The sequence below is a fragment of the Arthrobacter sp. SLBN-112 genome (assembly GCF_006715225.1).
Lineage (GTDB): Bacteria > Actinomycetota > Actinomycetes > Actinomycetales > Micrococcaceae > Arthrobacter.
Window position 1 is genome coordinate 4,255,910 of record NZ_VFMU01000001.1, and the last position, 18,580, is coordinate 4,274,489.

General features: G+C 67.6%; 16 protein-coding genes. 6 read left to right on the forward strand and 10 right to left on the reverse strand.

Annotation, left to right across the window (positions count from 1 at the left end; genetic code table 11):
• Positions 1 to 15: 15 nt before the first annotated feature.
• From FBY33_RS19605 to FBY33_RS19620, 4 genes are read right to left on the reverse strand one after another with little or no spacing between them, the layout of a single operon-like run.
• Positions 16 to 1,083: a UDP-N-acetylmuramate dehydrogenase gene (locus FBY33_RS19605; RefSeq protein WP_142032076.1), complete on the reverse strand. Its 1,068-nt coding sequence runs from the start codon at positions 1,081 to 1,083 to the stop codon at positions 16 to 18.
• Between the two features lie 22 nt (positions 1,084 to 1,105).
• Entirely contained in the window at positions 1,106 to 2,380 is a 1,275-nt protein-coding gene (locus FBY33_RS19610) for an MFS transporter (RefSeq protein WP_235010617.1), read from the reverse strand.
• A 10-nt stretch (positions 2,381 to 2,390) separates the two neighbouring features.
• A complete protein-coding gene (locus FBY33_RS19615) occupies positions 2,391 to 2,828 on the reverse strand; it encodes a MaoC family dehydratase (RefSeq protein ID WP_142032078.1) in 438 nt (145 codons plus the stop codon).
• Between the two features lie 2 nt (positions 2,829 to 2,830).
• Positions 2,831 to 3,292: an FAS1-like dehydratase domain-containing protein gene (locus FBY33_RS19620; protein WP_142032080.1), complete on the reverse strand. Its 462-nt coding sequence runs from the start codon at positions 3,290 to 3,292 to the stop codon at positions 2,831 to 2,833.
• A 94-nt stretch (positions 3,293 to 3,386) separates the two neighbouring features.
• Between FBY33_RS19620 and FBY33_RS19625 the strand changes: the two genes are divergently transcribed.
• Positions 3,387 to 3,767 carry an ArsR/SmtB family transcription factor gene (locus FBY33_RS19625; RefSeq protein ID WP_160141866.1) on the forward strand — a complete coding sequence of 127 codons (381 nt, stop codon included), beginning with the start codon at positions 3,387 to 3,389 and terminating at the stop codon, positions 3,765 to 3,767.
• Positions 3,764 to 5,455: a SulP family inorganic anion transporter gene (locus FBY33_RS19630; protein ID WP_200831428.1), complete on the forward strand. Its 1,692-nt coding sequence runs from the start codon at positions 3,764 to 3,766 to the stop codon at positions 5,453 to 5,455. Before FBY33_RS19625 ends, FBY33_RS19630 begins: the two co-directional genes overlap by 4 nt.
• Here FBY33_RS19630 and FBY33_RS19635 read toward each other — a convergent pair.
• The 5 genes from FBY33_RS19635 to FBY33_RS19655 form a co-directional block, all read right to left on the reverse strand.
• Positions 5,445 to 5,669, reverse strand: coding sequence for a DUF3188 domain-containing protein (locus FBY33_RS19635; RefSeq protein WP_142032086.1), 225 nt, complete (start codon positions 5,667 to 5,669; stop codon positions 5,445 to 5,447). The genes FBY33_RS19630 and FBY33_RS19635 overlap by 11 nt on opposite strands.
• 35 nt (positions 5,670 to 5,704) lie before the next feature.
• Complete coding sequence (locus FBY33_RS19640) at positions 5,705 to 6,685, reverse strand: DUF2797 domain-containing protein (RefSeq protein WP_142032088.1); 981 nt, start codon at positions 6,683 to 6,685, stop codon at positions 5,705 to 5,707.
• A gap of 26 nt (positions 6,686 to 6,711) precedes the next feature.
• Entirely contained in the window at positions 6,712 to 7,575 is an 864-nt protein-coding gene (locus FBY33_RS19645) for an HpcH/HpaI aldolase/citrate lyase family protein (protein WP_056334094.1), read from the reverse strand.
• A gap of 168 nt (positions 7,576 to 7,743) precedes the next feature.
• Positions 7,744 to 8,685, reverse strand: a complete 942-nt coding sequence (locus FBY33_RS19650; protein WP_142032091.1) for an aldo/keto reductase — start codon at positions 8,683 to 8,685, stop codon at positions 7,744 to 7,746.
• A 57-nt stretch (positions 8,686 to 8,742) separates the two neighbouring features.
• On the reverse strand, positions 8,743 to 10,455 hold the full coding sequence (locus tag FBY33_RS19655) for a glycoside hydrolase family 13 protein (protein ID WP_142032093.1): 1,713 nt from the start codon (positions 10,453 to 10,455) through the stop codon (positions 8,743 to 8,745).
• A gap of 96 nt (positions 10,456 to 10,551) precedes the next feature.
• On the opposite strand from FBY33_RS19655, the gene FBY33_RS19660 reads away from it, so the two are divergent.
• The gene (locus FBY33_RS19660; RefSeq protein ID WP_142032095.1) at positions 10,552 to 11,760 is read left to right on the forward strand and encodes an ROK family transcriptional regulator; all 1,209 of its coding nucleotides are present in this window, start codon (positions 10,552 to 10,554) and stop codon (positions 11,758 to 11,760) included.
• A gap of 31 nt (positions 11,761 to 11,791) precedes the next feature.
• Here the strand turns inward: FBY33_RS19660 and FBY33_RS19665 are convergent, their stop codons facing one another.
• Complete coding sequence (locus FBY33_RS19665; protein ID WP_142032097.1) at positions 11,792 to 12,448, reverse strand: SDR family oxidoreductase; 657 nt, start codon at positions 12,446 to 12,448, stop codon at positions 11,792 to 11,794.
• A 103-nt stretch (positions 12,449 to 12,551) separates the two neighbouring features.
• Between FBY33_RS19665 and FBY33_RS19670 the strand changes: the two genes are divergently transcribed.
• From FBY33_RS19670 to narJ, 3 genes are read left to right on the forward strand one after another with little or no spacing between them, the layout of a single operon-like run.
• Positions 12,552 to 16,262 carry a nitrate reductase subunit alpha gene (locus FBY33_RS19670; protein ID WP_142032099.1) on the forward strand — a complete coding sequence of 1,237 codons (3,711 nt, stop codon included), beginning with the start codon at positions 12,552 to 12,554 and terminating at the stop codon, positions 16,260 to 16,262.
• A complete protein-coding gene (narH, locus tag FBY33_RS19675; RefSeq protein WP_142032101.1) occupies positions 16,262 to 17,962 on the forward strand; it encodes a nitrate reductase subunit beta in 1,701 nt (566 codons plus the stop codon). Before FBY33_RS19670 ends, narH begins: the two co-directional genes overlap by 1 nt.
• A complete protein-coding gene (gene narJ, locus FBY33_RS19680; RefSeq protein ID WP_142032103.1) occupies positions 17,959 to 18,579 on the forward strand; it encodes a nitrate reductase molybdenum cofactor assembly chaperone in 621 nt (206 codons plus the stop codon). The genes narH and narJ overlap by 4 nt, the downstream gene beginning before the upstream one ends.
• Position 18,580: the final 1 nt, after the last annotated feature.

Sequence of the window (18,580 nt, forward strand, 5' to 3'; positions counted from 1 at the left end):
GCCCTGGCGGGACTCCTAGAGGTCCAGGCCGATGAGCAGCGGCTCCGGATGCAGCTGGATGCCAAAACGGCGTTCGACGCCGGCGCGCACCTCGCGTGCCACCGCCACCATGTCGGCGGCGCTGGCGGAGCCGCGGTTGGTGATGGCCAGCGTGTGCTTGGTGGACAGGGATGCGCGGCCGCCGGCCACACCGTCCGGTTCCAGGCCAAAGCCCTTGCCGAACCCTGCCTGGTCGATCAGCCACGCCGCGGAAAGTTTCACCCGTCCGTCCTGGCCTGCCGGATAGCGCGGCGCCGATTCCGGCAGCGTGTCCGCCACGTCCGCCGAGACGATGGGGTTGGTGAAGAAGGAACCGGTGGAATAGGTATCGCGGTCGGCGCCGTCCCACACCATGCCCTTGGAGGCGCGCAGCCGGAGCACTTCCCGGCGGACGTCATTGGCATAGGCACGCTTGCCCGCCTCCACGCCCAGGGAGCGGGCCAGCTCGGCGTAACGGATGGGAGCGCTCATCCGTCCCAGCGGAAGCTGGAACTCCACGGTGAGGACCACGTACCGCGGCGAGCCGTTGACGGTGGTGCGCTTGAGGATGGAGTCCCGGTAGCCGAACTTCAGCTCTGAGTTGGTGAACGTTTGGACGGCGTTGCGTTCGCGGTCCCAGGTGCGGACGGCCGCGATGGTCTGGGACACTTCAGCGCCATAGGCACCCACGTTCTGGACCGGGGTGGCACCCGTGGAGCCGGGGATGCCGGACAAGGCCTCGATCCCGGACCACGCGTGCCGGACGGCGTGCTCCACGAGCTTGTCCCAGTTGTGGCCGGCCTGCACCACTACTGCCACTCCCCCGCAGGAGTCCTCCGCGTTGACCGTGAACCCCTCCGAGGCAATTTTGACGACAGTCCCGGGGAACCCGTCATCGGACACCAAAAGGTTGGACCCGCCGCTGATGATAAGGACCTGTTCGCCGGCCGCATCCGCGGTCCGCACGGCATCGATGATCTCTGCCTCGGTCCGGGCCTCGATGAACTTGCCGGCGGGGCCGCCGACGGCGGAGGTGGTCAGGGAGGAAAGCAGGGTGGGAGTCACCCGTCAACAATACTAGGGAAAGCTAGCCGGCCTTCCGGGCCACCGGGGACAACACGAAGCTCACGGCGAGCATCACCATCACGGCGAGGAGTGAGTGCAGGATCCCCACGTGTTCGGCCAGCAGGCCGAGGAGCGGGGGCCCGCACAGGAACGCGCCGTAGCCGATGGTGGACACCACTGACACGCGGGCCGCGGCCTTCGCAGGATCGTCGGCCGCGGCGGACATGCCCACCGGGAAGCCCAGGGAGGCGCCCAGGCCCCAGGCCGCGAGGCCCACGTACGCGAGCCACGGCGCAGGGGCGAAGACAAACACCGCCAGGCCCAGGACCGCCAGGGCGGCGCACCAGCGCATGACGGGCACCCGGCCGAAGCGGTCCAGCACCACTGTCCCGGCGAACCGGCCGATGGTCATGAACGTGACGAAAAGGCCATAGCCGGCAGCACCGGCGGCATCGCTCTGTCCGTGGCCGTCCGCCAGGGCAAGGGCCACCCAGTCCCCCGCCGCGCCTTCGGCCAGGGCGAGGCCGAGCACCAGGACGCCCAGCAGCAGCGTCCGGCGGTCCCGCCACGCCTGGGCGATCCTGCGCTTGTTGTCCAGCGGCGCGTCAGGGGTGCTACCGGCAGGGATTACGGGAATAGGGCCCGTGGTGGGGTCTTCGAAGTTGTCCGGGGAGTAGGTGCGCTCCCCCGCCACCGGGGTGATGTCGGCACGGAACCAGGACGCCGCCGTCGCCACCGACACGGCCACCACTGTTCCTGCCGCCGCAAGGTGCCAGAACACGGGCACAGATGCAGCAGCCGCAGCGGCGCCCAATCCCGCGCCGGCCACGGTTCCCAGGCTGAAGGCGCCATGGAGCCGCGGCATGATGTGCCGGCCCACGGCACGCTCCACCGCCGCGCCTTCCACGTTGGAGGCGGTGTTCCAGCTCCCGGTTCCCAAGCCGATGACGGCCAGGCCAACAGCGGTTGCCACAGGGTATGACAGCACGGTTGTGCCAAAACCCGCCGCCAGCAGGCCTAATCCCGCCATGATGCTGCCAGTACGGATGGTCCGTTTGGACCCCAGCCGCAGCACGATGAGGCCGGAGGCGGACACGGAAGCGAAGGAGCCAAGCGTCATGCACAGCAGGATGACGCCGACGGCGCCGGGGCTAAGATCCAGCGCATCCCGCATGGCGGGCAGCCGCGACACCCAGGAGGCGAAGGCCAGGCCGCTTGCTGTGTAGGCCACCACCACGGCGTTCCGCCAGTGCCTGACCTGGAGGGACGTGGCCTCGATTCCGGCTCCTGCGCTCAAGGGTGCGGACTCACGACAGTTTGACGACGGCCTGGGCCTTCATCAGCACTTTTTGCCCGGCCGAGACAACGGTGAGGTCGACGCGGGCGGTGCCTGCATCGGCGTCGAGCTTCCCGATGGTGCCGCTGACCTCGATGGTGGCGCCGGGCTCGTCCGTGCCGGTGGTGTCGGTGACCAGGACGGGCTTGGTGAAACGGGTCTGGAAGTCGACGACGGCGGCGGGGTCGCCTGCCCAGTCGGTGACCAGCTGGACGGCCGAACCCATGGTGAACATGCCGTGCGCGATGACGCCCGGCAGCTCCACGCCGGTGGCGAAGGCCTCGTTCCAGTGGATCGGGTTGAAGTCGCCGGAAGCACCGGCGTACTTCACCAGGTCGGTCCGGGTGACTTCGATGGTGCGGCTGCCGATTTCCTGGCCGGCGCTCAGTTCATTGAAGGTGGGGCTCATGGTTACTGTCCCTCTCCGCGGACCAGGATGGATGACGTGGTGGTGGTGACCGGTTCCCGGGAGTCGCCGGAAGCGAGGGCGAAGATCTCCGAGCGTGTGGTAATCATGGCGCCGCCGCCCATGGCCCGGACGCCGTCGACGTGGAGTTCCGCGACGAGCCGGTCGCCGGCAACGATGGGCCGGTGGTGGGTGAAGCGCTGGTCCGCGTGGACCACGCGGGAGAAGTCGATGCCGGCGTCCGGATCCTCGATGAGCTGGGCATCCGCCCGCTGGGCGATGATGATGGCGAAGGTGGGGGGTGCAACCAGGTCAGTGTGGCCCAGGGCCGTGGCGGCATCGACGTCGAAGTGTGCAGGGTGGGTGGCTTTGACCGCGCGGGCGAACTCGCGGATTTTCTCGCGGCCAACGTCGTACACCTCTGCGGCAGGGTAGCTTCGGCCCTGCAGATCCGGATTGATAGTCATGGATTCCAGCCTATCCCCGGCGCACCCGGGACAGGTTCCGCAACCCACTGGTATGATGGATTCATCATTCCATCAAGCCGCAGGAGCCACTCCGTTGCTGTCTTCCGCCCAAGCTCCGCTGTACGAGATCAAGGCCAATCTGTTCAAGGGCCTGGCGCACCCGGCCCGGATCCGGATCCTTGAACTGCTGGCCGCAGCTCCGCAGGAAACTGCGGCCGTCAGCTACCTTCTGGCAGAGACCGGGCTTGAAGCCTCGCACCTCTCCCAGCACCTGGCCACCCTGCGCAGGCATAGGGTGGTGACCTCCGTACGCACCGCCAACGCCGTGACTTACCAACTGGCGCACCCAGGGGTTTCGCAACTGCTCGCCATCGCCCGGACCTTCCTCCTGGACAGCCTGTCCGAATCGAACGAACAGCTCCGGCTGGCACAGCAACTGCCGGCGGAGCACCTGTCCCGCGGATCAGCCTCGTGACGGCCACCGCCGCCACCGGCCGCGCCACTGCCAGAGCCGCCCAGAGGCTCACCAGATTCCTCCCTTCCCGGCAGGATTACGCCGGTCTTCGCTCATCGTGGCGCACGGACCTGCTGGCCGGCATCACCGTGGGCATTGTCGCCCTGCCGCTGGCCCTCGCATTCGGGGTGAGCTCCGGGGTGGGCGCCGAGGCCGGGCTTATCACCGCAATCGTGGCCGGCATGGTGGCAGCCCTTATGGGCGGATCGTCGGTGCAGGTTTCGGGGCCCACCGGCGCCATGGTGGTGGTCCTGGCGCCCGTAGTGGCGGTCCATGGCCCAGGCAGCGTAGCCCCGCTGTCATTGATGGCGGGGCTGCTGGTCTGCGTTATGGGATTCAGCGGCCTGGGCCGGGCCGTCGCCTTCATCCCCTGGCCGGTGGTGGAGGGCTTCACGCTGGGGATCGCGGCCATCATCTTCCTCCAGCAGGTTCCGCTCGCGACGGGCACGTCCGGCGTCCCGGGACACAACACCGTGATCGCCGCCGTTGAAGCTGCCTCAGCCGCGCAGGCTCCCACAGTCCTGTTGACGCTCGCCCTCGTGGCGATGGTCGCCGTCGTGATGGTCCTGCTGCAAAAGCTGTTCCGGGCCCTTCCAGCGAGCCTGGTGGCGGTCCTCCTGGCCACGGCATCGGCCGAACTCCTGCAGCTGGATGTCCCGCGGATCGGCCCACTGCCCCATTCCCTTCCCGCGCCGGCAGTGCCCGCCGTGGACATGGCCACCTTGGGCAGCCTTGCCATGCCCGCGGTCGCCATCGCCGTCCTTGCCGCCATCGAATCGCTGCTCTCCGCAAGGGTGGCCGCGGGAATGGCCGGCCCCGACGGCAGGCCCACCGGACCCTACAGCCCTGACCGTGAGCTGACCGGCCAGGGCCTGGCTTCCATCGCCGCCGGACTGTTCGGCGGCATGCCCGCCACCGGAGCCATTGCCAGGACCGCGGTCAACGTGCGTTCCGGGGCCAGGACCCGCCTTGCCGCAGCCGTTCACGCCGTCGTGTTGCTGGGCATCACTTACCTGGCGTCCGGAATGGTCAGCCGCATCCCGCTGGCAGCACTGGGCGGGATCCTGATGGTTACGGCTACACGGATGGTTTCCCGGCGCACCGTTGCCGCCATCCTCCGCTCCACCCGGGCAGACGCAGCAGTCTTCGTCCTCACGGCGATCATTACCGTGGCCTTCGACCTGATCGTCGCCATCCAGATCGGGCTGGCCGCGGCGGCGCTCTTCGCGCTGCGGAAATTCGCCTCCTTGAGCGGCGTGCAGCGCGAGCCGATCCCGGGGCCTTCCGCCGACGGCGATGAGCACATTGCGGTTCTTCGGCTGGACGGGGCGATGTTCTTTGGCGCCGCCGAACGCATCCTCCAGGAGATCAGCCAGGTCAACGACGTCCAGGTGGCGATCATCAGGCTCTCGCAGCTGCGGATGCTTGATGCCACGGGCGCCCACGCGCTGGTGGAGGTCATCTCCGCACTGGAACTGCGCGGCATCACGGTCCTGCTTAAGGGTGTGCGGCCGGACCACCTGGACCTGGTGACCAACGTGGGCGTGATCCGTTCACTCCGGCACCACAAACACCTGTTCCAGCATCTTCCGGATGCCGTGGAGCACGCCCGCAACCATGTCCTGCGGAACGCAGCAGCTAGCGCCTGATGTTCTTGCGGATCGACTGGCCGCGGACCACGATGCCCACGACGTGCAGGACAAGGCCCAGCCCGATCAGGGGCAGGGAGGCCATGGCCAGGGTTTGGTTGCCGCTGGTGTTGCCGATGATGTTGAGGATGATGCCGACGGCGATCAGTCCCATCGCGCTGAAGACCAGGACTTTATAACGGGTTGGCGCGGTGGCCCAGAATTCGTTCAGCACCGTGCAAGTCTACCGTCCAGGCCTGCGGCGCCCGGCTAGAACAAGGACTCCTGTACTGCCGGGACCTCCGAAGCGTAATCACCAAGTTTGATGGTCCGGGCGGCCAGTTGGGACAGGTTCACCACGAACGCGGCGTCCGTGCCATCGAGCCGGGCCAGCACGTTCGCCCCGCTCATTGCCGTGATTCGGAAGCCGTGCTGCCCCTGGTCCAGCGCGTGCGGGTAGGCATGGCGTTGGCCGGTCCCGTAGAGGGCTTCAGCGTGCGCGGGTCGGACCCACTGTTCCTCCACAGTTTCGAAGCCGACGACGGCGGTGCACGCCAGGAGGGCACGCACCTCGCCGGCTGCGCTGGCGTTGATGGCCTGCAGGTCCGTGGCTGGAAGCGGCTGCAGCAGGGCGTCCGCCTTGGCTGCGGAGCGCACCTGCTGCGTCAGGCCGACGTCGGCAGTCACCAGATCCTCAAGCACCCGCACCACGCGGCCATCCTGCGCCCGGGCAACATAAGCCGCCATGGCGGCGCCCTGCTCCGCGAGCCTGTTCCACTTCCTGGGACCGGAGGCCGTGCCCACCTTGGTGGTACCGCCGGCGAAGGTGGCAATGTACAGCCAGTGTTCCTGCATCAGGTAGTCACGCAGGCCCGGAGTGACCCGGCCGCCCCGGTGGAAGTCGTGCATCAGCCGGGACTCGTCCAGCACAAAACACCGCTCGCATTGCTTTCCGCGTGACGCGGGCGAACCGGCGGAGCAGAGGATGTGGCTGCGCGAGCTTGCCGACTGGACGCGGACGTGGCCCAGGCAAGACCTGCCGGGCTCCACCACCTCGAAACCGAGGCGTTCGCCGCGGTGGAGGCTGAGCTGCCGGAAGTCCCCCTCCGGTGACTGGAGGCGCAAAACCGGGCCGCCGGCGTCGTCCGTTGTCCTGGCATGATCCGCCGCCTTGGAACCGGCCGATGGGCTGGTACCCGGCGGCTGCCCATCCCAAAAGACCCCGTGGACCAAATAGCGGGTATCGGTCACGGGGTCTCCTGAAAGGTGAATGGGGGCTACAGCGCGGGCTGCACCCCGAAGGCGACGGCGAGCTTCATGATCTTCTCGGCGCGGCCCAGTCGGGGCAGGTCGGAGCCGTCGCGGATGACGCGGCCGTTGGCCTCGAAGTCGTTCATGAAGTCGGTGGCCCAGGCGACGTCCGACGGCGTGGGGCTGATGACCTCGTTGATGACCGGCGTCTGGTCAATGGCCAGGCACAGCTTCCCGGTCATGCCCATCATCACGGTGATGCCGGTCTGCTCGCGCAGGATGGGGTGGTTGGTGCCGACGGTGGGACCGTCGATGGGACCGGGCAGGTTGCCCACCCGGCTGGCGACCACGAGCTTGGCCCGCGGGTAGGCCATGGCCTCCGGGGTGGCAGCCATGCCCGTGTCGCGGCGGAAGTCGCCGGAACCGAAGGCCAGGCGGAACGCGCCCTGGGCCTTGGCGATGTGGTTGGCTTCCTCGATGCCGAGGGCGGATTCCACCAGGGGGATCACGGGGGTCTTGCCATCCATGCGGTGGAAGCTCTCGGTGACCTGGTCCGCGGATTCGGTCTTGGCGAGCATGACGCCCAGCAGGCCCGGCGTGCCGCGCAGCCCGGCGAGGTCATCGGCCCAGAACGGGCTGGTGGCGTCGTTGATCCGGACCCAGGCCTTGCCGCCGGCGGTCAGCCAGTCGATCACGTTGCCGCGGGCCTGGTCCTTCTGGGAGGGGTCCACCGCATCTTCAATATCCAGGATGATCGAGTCGGCACGGGAGACGGCCGACTGGTCGAAAAGCTCCGGCTTCATGGCATTGACCAGCAGCCAGGAACGGGCGATCTCTGCGGGGATATTGCGTTCCGGCCTAACGGTTTCGGCGGCGATGGTAGACGTCATGCTTTCTACAGTATCCGCCCCGCAAGCGGCACGGCGAAGAAAAGGGCCAGCTTGTGAGGATCAATACGAACTAAACGGGATATGACTGGGGCCCAAGTGAAAGTAGGTAGCGGCAAGTGTCGTTATGAGGCGCCAAAACGACACTTACCGCTACCTAGTTGGGAGGGGTTAGGGGATGTTGCTCCCGCGCGCCGTGACCCAGAGTTTGTACCAGTCGGCGCGGCTGAGGGCCTGCGCCACCCGGGCCGCGTCACCGCAGGCCCGGATCCGGTCCGGGTTCACCGTTCCGATCACCGGTGCGATCCCGGCCGGATGCTTCATCAGCCAGCCGAGCAGGACAGCCTCACCGGAGGTGCCGTACTGTCCCGCAAGCGCCGCCACGAGTTCGGCAGTTGCCGCATCGGCTGAGGTGGGGCTGTCCGGTTCCGCACCGGTATACACACCGCGCGCCAGGGAGCCGTACGCCTGCAGGGTGATGTTGTTGCGGACGCAGTACTCCACCGTCCCGTGCGGGAAGCTGTAGTCCAGGTGTTCCGGGTGGTTGACCAGGACCTGGCTTTCCAGCCATGCCCGCTTGAGCAGGCTCATCTCCAGCTGGTTGGCCACCACCGGGGATTCCAGCCGGTCCTGCAGCACCTCAATTTGCGCTGCGGACATGTTGGACACGCCCAGTTGCCGGACCTTGCCTTCGTCCATAAGCTGCCCGACGGCGGATGCCACCTCCGCAGGGTCCGCCAGGGGGTCCGGGCGGTGCAGCAGGAGGATATCCACGTAGCCGGTCCGGAGCCGTTCCAGGCTGCCGTTGACCCGTTCCAGGATGGCCTCCCGGCTCAGGTCGTAGTGGGTCTGCAGGCCGCGTTCGTTCAGCCTGATGCCGCACTTGGTCTGCAGCCGGATCCGCTCCCGCAGGCCCGGCGTGCCGGCCAGGACCTCGCCGAACACAGCTTCGGACTTGCCGCTGCGGTAGATGTCCGCATGGTCGAACAGGGTGATCCCGGCGTCCAGGGCCGCCTGGACGGCGGCAGCGGCCTGGTCCACATGGTGGCTTCCATGTGGCTCGTCAGACCAGCTGCCGCCCAGTCCCATGCATCCGTAGATGACTTCCTGCATCAGGCCCGCTCCCCCATCAGGACAGCCGGCCTTCCCAGGACTTTAGCCAGGCCCAACTCAACGCAACCAGGCGGTGGTGTTTGCCGGCAGCTTGCCGTCCTCCAGCGGGCCGCTGCTGACAAGCACCTCGCCGGCCGGAAGCTCGACGGCGGTGTTCCCGAAGTTGGTCACGGACTGCCAGCCGTTGGGCCGCTTGAAGTGCAGGACATCCGGATTGCCGTTTTCGGCCCACTCGAGTGCCTCGTCCGTCATTAGTTCGCGGCGGAGCTTCAGGGCCTTGCGGTAGAGCTCCAGGGTGGAGCCATCGGTCCCGTCCTGGGCCTCAACGGCGTACTTGCTGAACCAGTCCGGCTGCGGCAGGTGGGAGCCGCCCTCGCCGAATCCGAAGGAGGTGCCCTCCACCTTCCAGGGCAGCGGCACACGGCAGCCGTCGCGGCCGATTTCCACGCCCTTGTTGCGGAAGAAGGACGGATCCTGCCGCTCCGATTCGGGAATCTCGGCCACTTCCTGAAGGCCCAGTTCCTCGCCCTGGTAGAGGTAGGCGGATCCCGGAACGGCGAGCATCAACAGGGTGGCGGCCCGCGCACGGCGCTCGCCCAGTTCAACGTCCAGCTGGTCCTTGGGTCCGCCGGCCAGCAGCCAGTCCTTGCCGTCCTGGCCCTTGGCGCCGGCCTTTTCCTTGGCCACCTGGGGCAGCCCGTAGCGGGTGGCGTGCCGCACGACGTCGTGATTGGAGAACACCCACGTGGAGGAGGCACCGGTGGCGGCGGCCTCGGCCAGGTTGCGGGTGATGATCTCCTTGTACTCGGCGGCGTCGAAGTCAGCCTGCAGCAGGTCGAAGTTGAACGCCTGGCCCAGCCCCTGGGGGCTGGCGTAGCGGGCACGCCGGGTGGCGTGCACCCAGGCTTCGGCAACGGCTGTGCGCGGCGGGTTGTACTCGTTGAACACTTCGCGCCATTCGGCGTAGATCTCGTGGACCTCGTCGCGGTCCCAGAACGGGTGCGTCCCGTCGTCGAATCCGTCCACGCCCGTGTTGGCGGCGCTCAGTTCCAGCTTGGAAAGCAGCGGCTCGGTGAGGTCCTTGGTGAGGGCGTGGGCCACGTCGACGCGGAAACCGTCAACGCCGCGGTCGGACCAGAACCGCAGGGTCTTCAGGAAGTCATCCCGGATCTCGCGGTTGGACCAGTTCAGGTCCGGCTGTTCCTTGGCGAAGATGTGCATGTACCACTGGCCGGGGGTGCCGTCCGGTTCGGTGATGCGCTCCCAGGCGGGTCCGCCGAACACCGAGTCCCAGTCCGACGGCGGGAACTCACCGTTGGGGCCTTTGCCGTCACGGAAGATGTAGCGGTCGCGTGCCGGTGAGCCCTTTGGCGAGGCAAGGGCCTCCTGGAACCACCTGTGCCGGTTGGAGGAGTGGTTGGGGACGATGTCGGCAATGAGCTTGATGCCGGCCTCGTGCAGCGCGGCAGCCATTTCGTCGAAGTCGTCCAGCGTGCCCAGCTTGGGGTCCACGTCGCGGTAGTCGTCCACGTCGTAGCCGCCGTCGGCGAGCGCGGAGGGGTAGAACGGGCTCAGCCAAACGGCGTCGATGCCCAGCGACTTCAGGTACGGGACCTTGGCGGTGATGCCCTTCAAGTCACCGATGCCATCGCCATTGGAGTCCGCAAAGCTGCGCGGATAGATCTGGTAGACCGAGGCCTGGCGCCACCAGTTGGGGTCGGCCGGACGGTCGGAGTCGGACAGGGTTGCCAGTGTGGCAGTGGTTGACAAGGGGTGATCCTTTTCTGTGCAGCAGGTATATTTATATTGAATCTAAATTTACTTTCCCAAGTATTATCTGGTGCTTTGTACAGGAAGGTCAACAGCATGCCTGAATTGGTTCCGGCGACTCCCCAACTCCTGCGGCGGGTCAGTGCCGGCGCAGTCCTGGAGTTCCTGCGCGCCTCGGCCGCTGTGACCGTCACGGACGTCATGGCAGCAACGGGCCTGACCCGTGCCACCACCATCGCCGTCTGCGAGGACCTGGTCCGCCGGGGCTGGGTCCTGGAGCGGGAGAACCAGCGCGAATTCGGCGGGTACCAGAAGGGCCGCCCGGCCCGCCGCTTCGAACTCAACGAGCGCGCAGGCGTGGTCCTGGGCATGGACATCGGCTACGCCAAGGTCACCGTGGTGGTTTCGGACCTCCGGGGCCGGACCCTGGGACGGTCCAGCCGCCCCTTCCAGGCCGGCGAGGTGGGCTCCCGGGAGCGCATAGCCTTCATCGACGGAGTGGCTGGGGCGGCGCTGCACTCGGCGGGAATGGGGGCCGGGCAGGTGCTGGCAGTTTGCGCCGGAGTTGCCGCACCGGTTGACCGGCACGGCGACGTGGTGGCCACGCAGGAGTTCTGGGGACTGTTCGACCTGGGACTGCGGCCGGCCCTCAAGGAAACCCGGGGTTGGACCGTGCTGCTGGAAAACGACGCCAACCTTGCTGCCCTGGGTGACCGCTGGCAGGGCGCGGCCGCGGGGATTGACGACGTGGTGGTGATCCTGGCCAGCGAACGGCTGGGTTCAGGCATCGTTGAGGGCGGCCGGCTGGTCCACGGAACGCGCGGCAGCGCCGGGGAACTCGCGTACCTGGATCTGGTGGAAGGGGTGGGCGACACCTACGGCATCGCGTACCTTGCCCGTACCTGGGCCACCGACGCCCTGGCCACCACGGCCCCCACCACCCTCCGCTCCGTCCAGGGTCGGGTGCAAGCTGAACAGGTCTTCACCGCTGCGGAACAGGGTGACGCTGTGGCGCTGGGCATCCTGGACCGGCTGGCGGACAGGATGGCGAGGGTGATAGGGACCGTGGCCACCCTGCTCAACCCCGAGCTGGTGGTGATCGGCGGCGGCGTTGCCGATTCCGCAGGCATGCTCCTCGGGCCCATCAGCGAGCGCCTGAAGGAGTTCACCGCCACCCCGGCACGGGTGGCAGTATCCCCGCTGGGCGATTCAATCGTCACGGTGGGTGCCGTGCGCTGCGCCCTGGACTACGTGGAGAGGAACTCCCTGGACCTGGAGCTGGCCGCGCCGGCCACCCCGGCATAACCGCGCCCCTGCCCATCCTCCCCGAAGGTGCTTAGGCGCCCGGCTCCAGCGCGGCCGCCACCGGCAGGGTGCCGTCGCGGAACTCGATGGTCCGGCCCGCCGTCTGGGGCAGGTCCAGCACCGCCGCCGCCACAATCGCCGTGTTGGCGCGCGAGGTGGCCCGGTCACCGTCCGGGGACGGGTCGATGTCGATCAGCCCGGTTCCCGGCTTGTCCGTCAGTGCCCCGGGACCCAGGATGGTCCAGGCCAGCCCGGTGCCGCGCAGGTACTCGTCCGCGGCCGCCTTGGCTTCGGCGTACGCAAAGAAGCTGTTGCTTTCCGGCACCCCGTGGTCCTTGCCGGCACCGAAGTAGGACACCATGACGTACCGGTCCACTCCTGCCTGGGCGGCGGCATCCATGGAGCGGATGGCTGCGTCCCGGTCCACGGCATAGGTGCGGTCCGGGTTGCCGCCGCCGGCGCCGGCAGACCAAACCACGGCGTCGTGGCCGGCCAGCGCGTCGGCGATTTCCGCCGTCGTGGCATTCTCCACGTCCAGGACCGACGGCGAGGCGCCGGTGTCGGCGACGTCCCCGGCATGGTCAGGATTCCGGATGAACGATGTGACGGAGTGGCCTTCGCCGGTGAGGAGCTGGGACAGGAGGAGGGCCACTTTGCCGTGGCCGCCAATAATGGCGATGCGTGTCATGGACCCATTCTGCCTGCAGGCACCTGGATGCAGAAGCTGCGTGAGCCTGAACAGGGCCGTTATGCCCTACCCCGACTGAAGGCACCTGCCTAGCTTGGGGGGCATGGCTGCCGGACCCCATGCGGGGTTAGATGGACCCGCATCAGAAGCAATGTTGAAGCTGGGCCGTTTTTTCACACGGTGGGACCAGACCGACGACGGCAGGGCGGTCTTCCGGGAGGGCGGCCGCAAGGGGGACATCTTCTACCGCGACCGGTGGAGCCACGACAAGGTGGTCCGCTCCACCCACGGCGTGAACTGCACCGGCTCCTGCTCCTGGAAGGTGTACGTCAAGGACGGCATCATCACCTGGGAATCCCAGCAGACCGACTACCCCTCGGTAGGCCCGGACAGCCCTGAATACGAACCCAGGGGCTGCCCGCGCGGCGCGGCCTTCTCCTGGTACACCTACTCGCCCACCCGGGTGCGCTTCCCCTACGCCCGCGGCGTGCTGGTGGAGATGTACCGCGAGGCCAAGGCCCGGCTGGGCGATCCTGTGCTGGCCTTCGCGGAGATTGCCGCGGATCCTCAGCGGCGCCGGCGGTACCAGCAGGCCCGCGGCAAGGGCGGGCTGGTGCGGGTGTCCTGGCAGGAAGCGATCGAGCTTGCGGCCGCCGCGCACGTGAACACCATCAAGACCTACGGCCCGGACCGCTGCGCCGGCTTCTCCCCCATCCCGGCGATGTCCATGGTCTCGCATGCGGTGGGGACCCGCTTCATCCAGCTCATCGGCGGGGTGATGACCAGCTTCTACGACTGGTACGCCGACCTTCCCGTGGCCAGCCCGCAGGTGTTCGGCGACCAGACCGATGTTCCGGAATCCGGTGACTGGTGGGACGCGCGATACCTCATGATGTGGGGCTCCAACGTCCCCGTCACCCGCACCCCGGACGCGCACTGGATGGCCGAGGTCCGCTACCGCGGCACCAAGGTGGTCACGGTCAGTCCGGACTACGCGGACAACACCAAGTTCGCGGACGAGTGGCTTCCGGCGCAGGCCGGAACAGACGCAGCCCTGGCCGTGGCCATGGGCCACGTCATGCTCAAGGAGTTCTTCGTGGACCGGCAGGTCCCCTTCTTCACGGACTACGTAAAGCAGTACACCGACCTGCCGTTCCTGGTCAGGCTGGAAAGGCGCGACGACGGCGGCCTCACGGCGTCGAAATTCCTCACCGCAGCGGACATCCCGGCGGAGTCCGGGGCTGAGGATGCGGCGTTCCGTACCGTCCTGTTCGACAAGAAGGCCGGGCGTCCGGCCGTCCCCAACGGTTCCATGGGGTTCCGCTACTCCGGCAGCGGCGAGGGCAAATGGAACCTGGACCTCGAGGGGATCGATCCGGCGCTGTCCCTGCGGGAAGTCTCGGGTCAGAGCGCCGAAATCATGCTTCCATGCTTCGAGCAGGCGGACGGCACCGGCAGCGTGCTCCGGCGCGGTGTGCCGGTGATCGAGGTGGAAGGACAGCTGGTCACCACCGTGTTCGACCTGATGCTCGCCCAGTACGGGGTGGGCCGCGACGGACTGCCCGGGGACTGGGCCCTTGGCTATGACGACGCCGCCACCCCCTACACCCCCGCCTGGCAGGAGGAGATCACCTCCGTTCCGGCGCAGGCCTGCATCCGGGTGGCCCGCGAATTCGCCCGGAACGCCGAGGAGTCCAAGGGCCGCTCCATGATCATCATGGGCGCGGGCATCTGCCAGTGGTTCCACGGCGACACCACCTACCGGGCCATCCTGGCGCTGGTGATGCTCACCGGCTGCATGGGCCGTAACGGCGGCGGCTGGGCACACTATGTGGGGCAGGAGAAGACGCGCCCGGTCACCGGCTGGGTGTCCCTGGCCAACGCGCTGGACTGGTCACGGCCGCCGCGCACCATGATCGGCACCGGCTACTGGTACATGCACACAGACCAGTGGCGGCAGGACGGGTATTCGGCCGATGCGCTGAAATCCCCGCTCTCCACCGGCGCCCTGGACGGCCTGCACACCGCGGACGCCATCGCCCAGTCCGCCCGGCTCGGCTGGATGCCGTTTTATCCCCAGTTCGACCGCAACCCGCTGGACCTCGCCGACGAGGCGGAGGCCGCCGTCGCCGCCGGGAGCGCCAAGGACACCCCCAGCTACATTGCAGATGCGCTGAAGAACCGCACGCTGAACCCGGCCATCGAGGACGTGGACGCCCCGGAAAACTGGCCGCGCACCCTGGTGCTGTGGCGCTCCAACCTCTTTGGGTCCTCGGCGAAGGGCAATGAGTACTTCCTGCGGAACCTGCTGGGCACCCACAACAACGTGCTGGGCCAGGACCACGCCGAAGGCCTCAAACCCACGCACGTGAAGTGGCACGAACAGGCGCCGGAAGGAAAGCTGGACCTCCTGGTCTCCGCCGACTTCCGGATGACGTCCACCACGCTGCTCTCCGACGTCGTCTTCCCGGCCGCCACCTGGTACGAGAAGCACGACCTGTCCTCCACGGACATGCACCCGTTCGTCCACGCGTTCACCCCGGCCATCGACCCGCCCTGGGAAACCAAGACCGACTTTGACACCTTCCACCTGCTGGCCCGCGAATTCTCCCGGCTCGCCAAAACCCACCTGGGCGTCCGCCGCGACCTGGTGAGTGTGCCGCTGCAGCACGACACCCCGGGCCAGCTCGCCCAGCCCGGCGGAATCGTCAGAGACTGGCGGGAGCCTGGCATTCCTGCCGTTCCCGGGCAGAACATGCCCGTCTTCTCGGTGGTGGAGCGGGACTATACGGCCATCGCGGACAAGCTGGCCGCCGTCGGACCCTTGGCTGACAAGCTCGGCTTCACCGTCAAGAACGTTACCTACAAACTCGACGGCGCACTCAACCGGCTCAGCCACGCCAACGGCGTGATGCTGGGCGGCGCCGCGGACGGCCGCCCGGCGATGGACACCGACGCGAAAATGGCGGAAGCCATCCTGGCCTTCTCCGGCACCACCAACGGCCAGCTGTCAGTGCAGGGCTTCAAGGACCTGGAAGTCCGGACGGGACGGAAACTGGCGGACCTCTCCGAGGGGTCCGAGGAAAAGTTCATCACCTTCGCCCAGACGCAGGCGGCCCCTGTCCCGGTGATCACCTCCCCGGAATGGTCCGGCTCGGAGACGGGCGGGCGCCGCTATGCCCCGTTCACCATCAACATCGAACGGCTCAAGCCCTTCCACACCCTGACCGGCCGGATGCACTTCTTCCTGGACCACGACTGGATCACGGACATCGGCGAAGGCCTTCCCATCTACCGGCCGCCGCTGGACATGCACCGGCTGTTCGGCGAACCCAAACTCGGCCGGAACGGGGAACTGGAAGTGGTGGTCCGGTACCTGACACCGCACTCCAAGTGGTCCATCCACTCCGAATACCAGGACAACCTGCTGATGCTCTCGCTCTCCCGCGGCGGCCCCACCGTGTGGATGAGCCCGGCGGATGCGGACTCCATCCGGGTCAAGGACAACGACTGGGTGGAGTGCCTGAACATCAACGGCGTCCTGGTAGCCCGGGCCATTGTCAGCCACCGGATGCCGGCCGGGGTGGTGTACGTCCACCACGCCCAGGAACGCACCATCGACGTGCCGAAGTCGGAGGCCACCGGGCGGCGCGGCGGCATCCACAACTCGGTGACCAGGCTCCTGGTGAAACCATCACACCTGATCGGCGGCTACGCCCAGCTGGCCTACGCGTTCAACTATCTCGGCCCCACCGGAAACCAGCGCGACATGGTGGCCACAGTCCGCCGCCGCTCACAGGAGGTGCAGTACTGATGCGAGTCATGGCTCAAATGGGCATGGTGATGAACCTGGACAAGTGCATCGGCTGCCACACGTGTTCGGTCACCTGCAAGCAGGCCTGGACCAACCGGGCAGGCACCGAATACGTCTGGTTCAACAACGTGGAAACGCGCCCCGGGCAAGGGTATCCGCGCCGCTACGAGGACCAGGACAAGTGGCGCGGCGGCTGGGACCTGAACAAGCGCGGCAAGCTGGTCCTCAAGGCCGGCGGCCGGGTGCGGAAGATGTTCGGGCTGTTCGCCAGCCCGGTCCAGCCCGAGCTCAAGGACTACTACGAGCCCTGGACCTACGACTACAAAACCCTGGTGGACGCGCCCCTGGGTGACGATTTCCCGGTGGCCCGGCCCAAGTCCCTGATCACCGGGGAGGACACCAAGATCACGTGGTCCGCCAACTGGGACGACAACCTGGGCGGTTCCGCTGAGAATGGCCATTTGGATCCGCTGGTGGAGAAGGTCCGGCGGGAGTCCGAGGACAAGATCAAGTTCGCCTACGAGCAGACGTTCATGTTCTACCTGCCGCGGATCTGCGAGCACTGCCTGAACCCGTCCTGCATGGCCTCGTGCCCCTCCGGCGCGATCTACAAGCGGGTGGAGGACGGGATTGTCCTGGTGGACCAGGACAAGTGCCGCGGCTGGCGGCAGTGCGTCACCGGCTGCCCGTACAAGAAGATCTACTTCAACCACAAGACCGGCAAGGCGGAGAAGTGCACCTTCTGCTACCCCCGGGTGGAGGTGGGGATCCCCACGGTATGCTCCGAGACCTGCGTGGGCCGGCTGCGGTACCTGGGGCTGTTCCTGTACGACGCCGATGCCGTCACCGCCGCGGCGTCCGTCACCGATCCGCAGGAACTCTACGACGCCCAGATGGACGTGCTGCTGGACCCCAACGATCCCGTGGTCCAGGCCGCCGCCCGGGCGCAGGACATCCCGGCGGACTGGATCGACGCCGCCCGGCGCTCGCCGGTGTACGCCCTTGCAAAGGTCTACAAGGTGGCGCTGCCGCTGCACCCCGAGTACCGGACCATGCCGATGGTCTGGTACGTGCCGCCGCTCTCGCCGGTGGTGGACCTGCTGCGGGACCAGGGGCACGACGGCGAGGACCACGGCAACCTGTTCGGCGCCATTGACGCGCTGCGCATCCCGGTGGAATACCTGGCCGAGCTGTTCACGGCCGGGGACGCGGACCGGGTCACGGCGGTGCTGCGGAAGCTGGCGGCCATGCGTTCGTTCATGCGCGGGATCAGCCTGGGCAACGATCCGGATGAGTCCATCGCCGAGTCCGTGGGCATGGACGGGCAGACCATGTACGAGATGTACCGGCTGATGGCCATCGCGAAGTACGAGGAGCGGTACGTCATTCCCAAGGCGCACGTGGAGCAGGCGCACGACCTGGAGGAGATGGGCTGCTCGCTGGATTTCGACGGCGGCCCGGGCATGCAGGATTCCTCGCCTTTTGGTGAGGCGAGCGGCAGGCCCGTCCCGGTTGCCGTGGATACCTTCAACGCCCTCAAGGACCGGCAGACCACCGATGGAATCGCGGCGGGCACCAGCCTCAAAGGCCGGGTGAACCTGCTGAACTGGGACGGCCGCGGGGCACCTCCTGGACTCTTTCCGGACAAGGGGCCTGAGCCGGAGCCGGGAACCCTGGCAGCGGCGGAGGACCAGCCGTGAGCCGCCGGGACCAGGTGGTGTACCTTGCCGGGGCCTGGTGCCTGACCTATCCGGATGAGGATCTGGTGCAGCGGGTTCCCCTGGTGCGGGCCGCGCTGTCCGAGTTCCCCGGTGCGCTGCCCGCATTCGCACCGGTGCTGGACCTCCTGGAAACCACCCCGCCCATGGAACTGCAGGCCCAGTACGTCCGCGAGTTCGACCTGGGCCGGCGGCACGCCCTGCACCTGAGCTACTGGACGGACGGGGACACCCGCCGCCGCGGTGAAGTGCTGGGACTGTTCAAGGAGGCCTACCGGCACAGCGGCGTCCTGGTGGACCTGGACGGGGAGCTGCCCGACTACCTGCCCATGGTGCTGGAATTCGCCGCCCGGGTGGATCCCGCCGCCGGACGGACATTGTTGCAGCGATACCGGGCCAGCCTGGAAATGCTCCGGCTCGGGCTGCTGCGGGACGACCTGCCGCATGCCGCGATCCTGGCTGCCATCTGCGCCACTTTGCCCGGGAAGTCTCCCAAGGACGAGCAGGAAGTGATGCGCATGGCCGGCTACGGTCCACCCACCGAACGCGTGGGACTGGATCCCTACGACCCACGGCTGCTGCCGGTCAGGGGGTCATGAG

What these genes read in the sequence shown, in the direction of transcription:
- FBY33_RS19615 (WP_142032078.1), bottom strand. Translation starts at nt 2,828, where the DNA reads ATGAGCCCCACCTTCAATGAACTGAGCGCCGGCCAGGAAATCGGCAGC.
- FBY33_RS19620 (WP_142032080.1), bottom strand. Translation starts at nt 3,292, where the DNA reads ATGACTATCAATCCGGATCTGCAGGGCCGAAGCTACCCTGCCGCAGAG.
- FBY33_RS19645 (WP_056334094.1), bottom strand. Translation starts at nt 7,575, where the DNA reads ATGACGTCTACCATCGCCGCCGAAACCGTTAGGCCGGAACGCAATATC.
- FBY33_RS19650 (WP_142032091.1), bottom strand. Translation starts at nt 8,685, where the DNA reads ATGCAGGAAGTCATCTACGGATGCATGGGACTGGGCGGCAGCTGGTCT.
- FBY33_RS19660 (WP_142032095.1), top strand. Translation starts at nt 10,552, where the DNA reads ATGCCTGAATTGGTTCCGGCGACTCCCCAACTCCTGCGGCGGGTCAGT.
- FBY33_RS19665 (WP_142032097.1), bottom strand. Translation starts at nt 12,448, where the DNA reads ATGACACGCATCGCCATTATTGGCGGCCACGGCAAAGTGGCCCTCCTC.
- FBY33_RS19670 (WP_142032099.1), top strand. Translation starts at nt 12,552, where the DNA reads ATGGCTGCCGGACCCCATGCGGGGTTAGATGGACCCGCATCAGAAGCA.
- narH (WP_142032101.1), top strand. Translation starts at nt 16,262, where the DNA reads ATGCGAGTCATGGCTCAAATGGGCATGGTGATGAACCTGGACAAGTGC.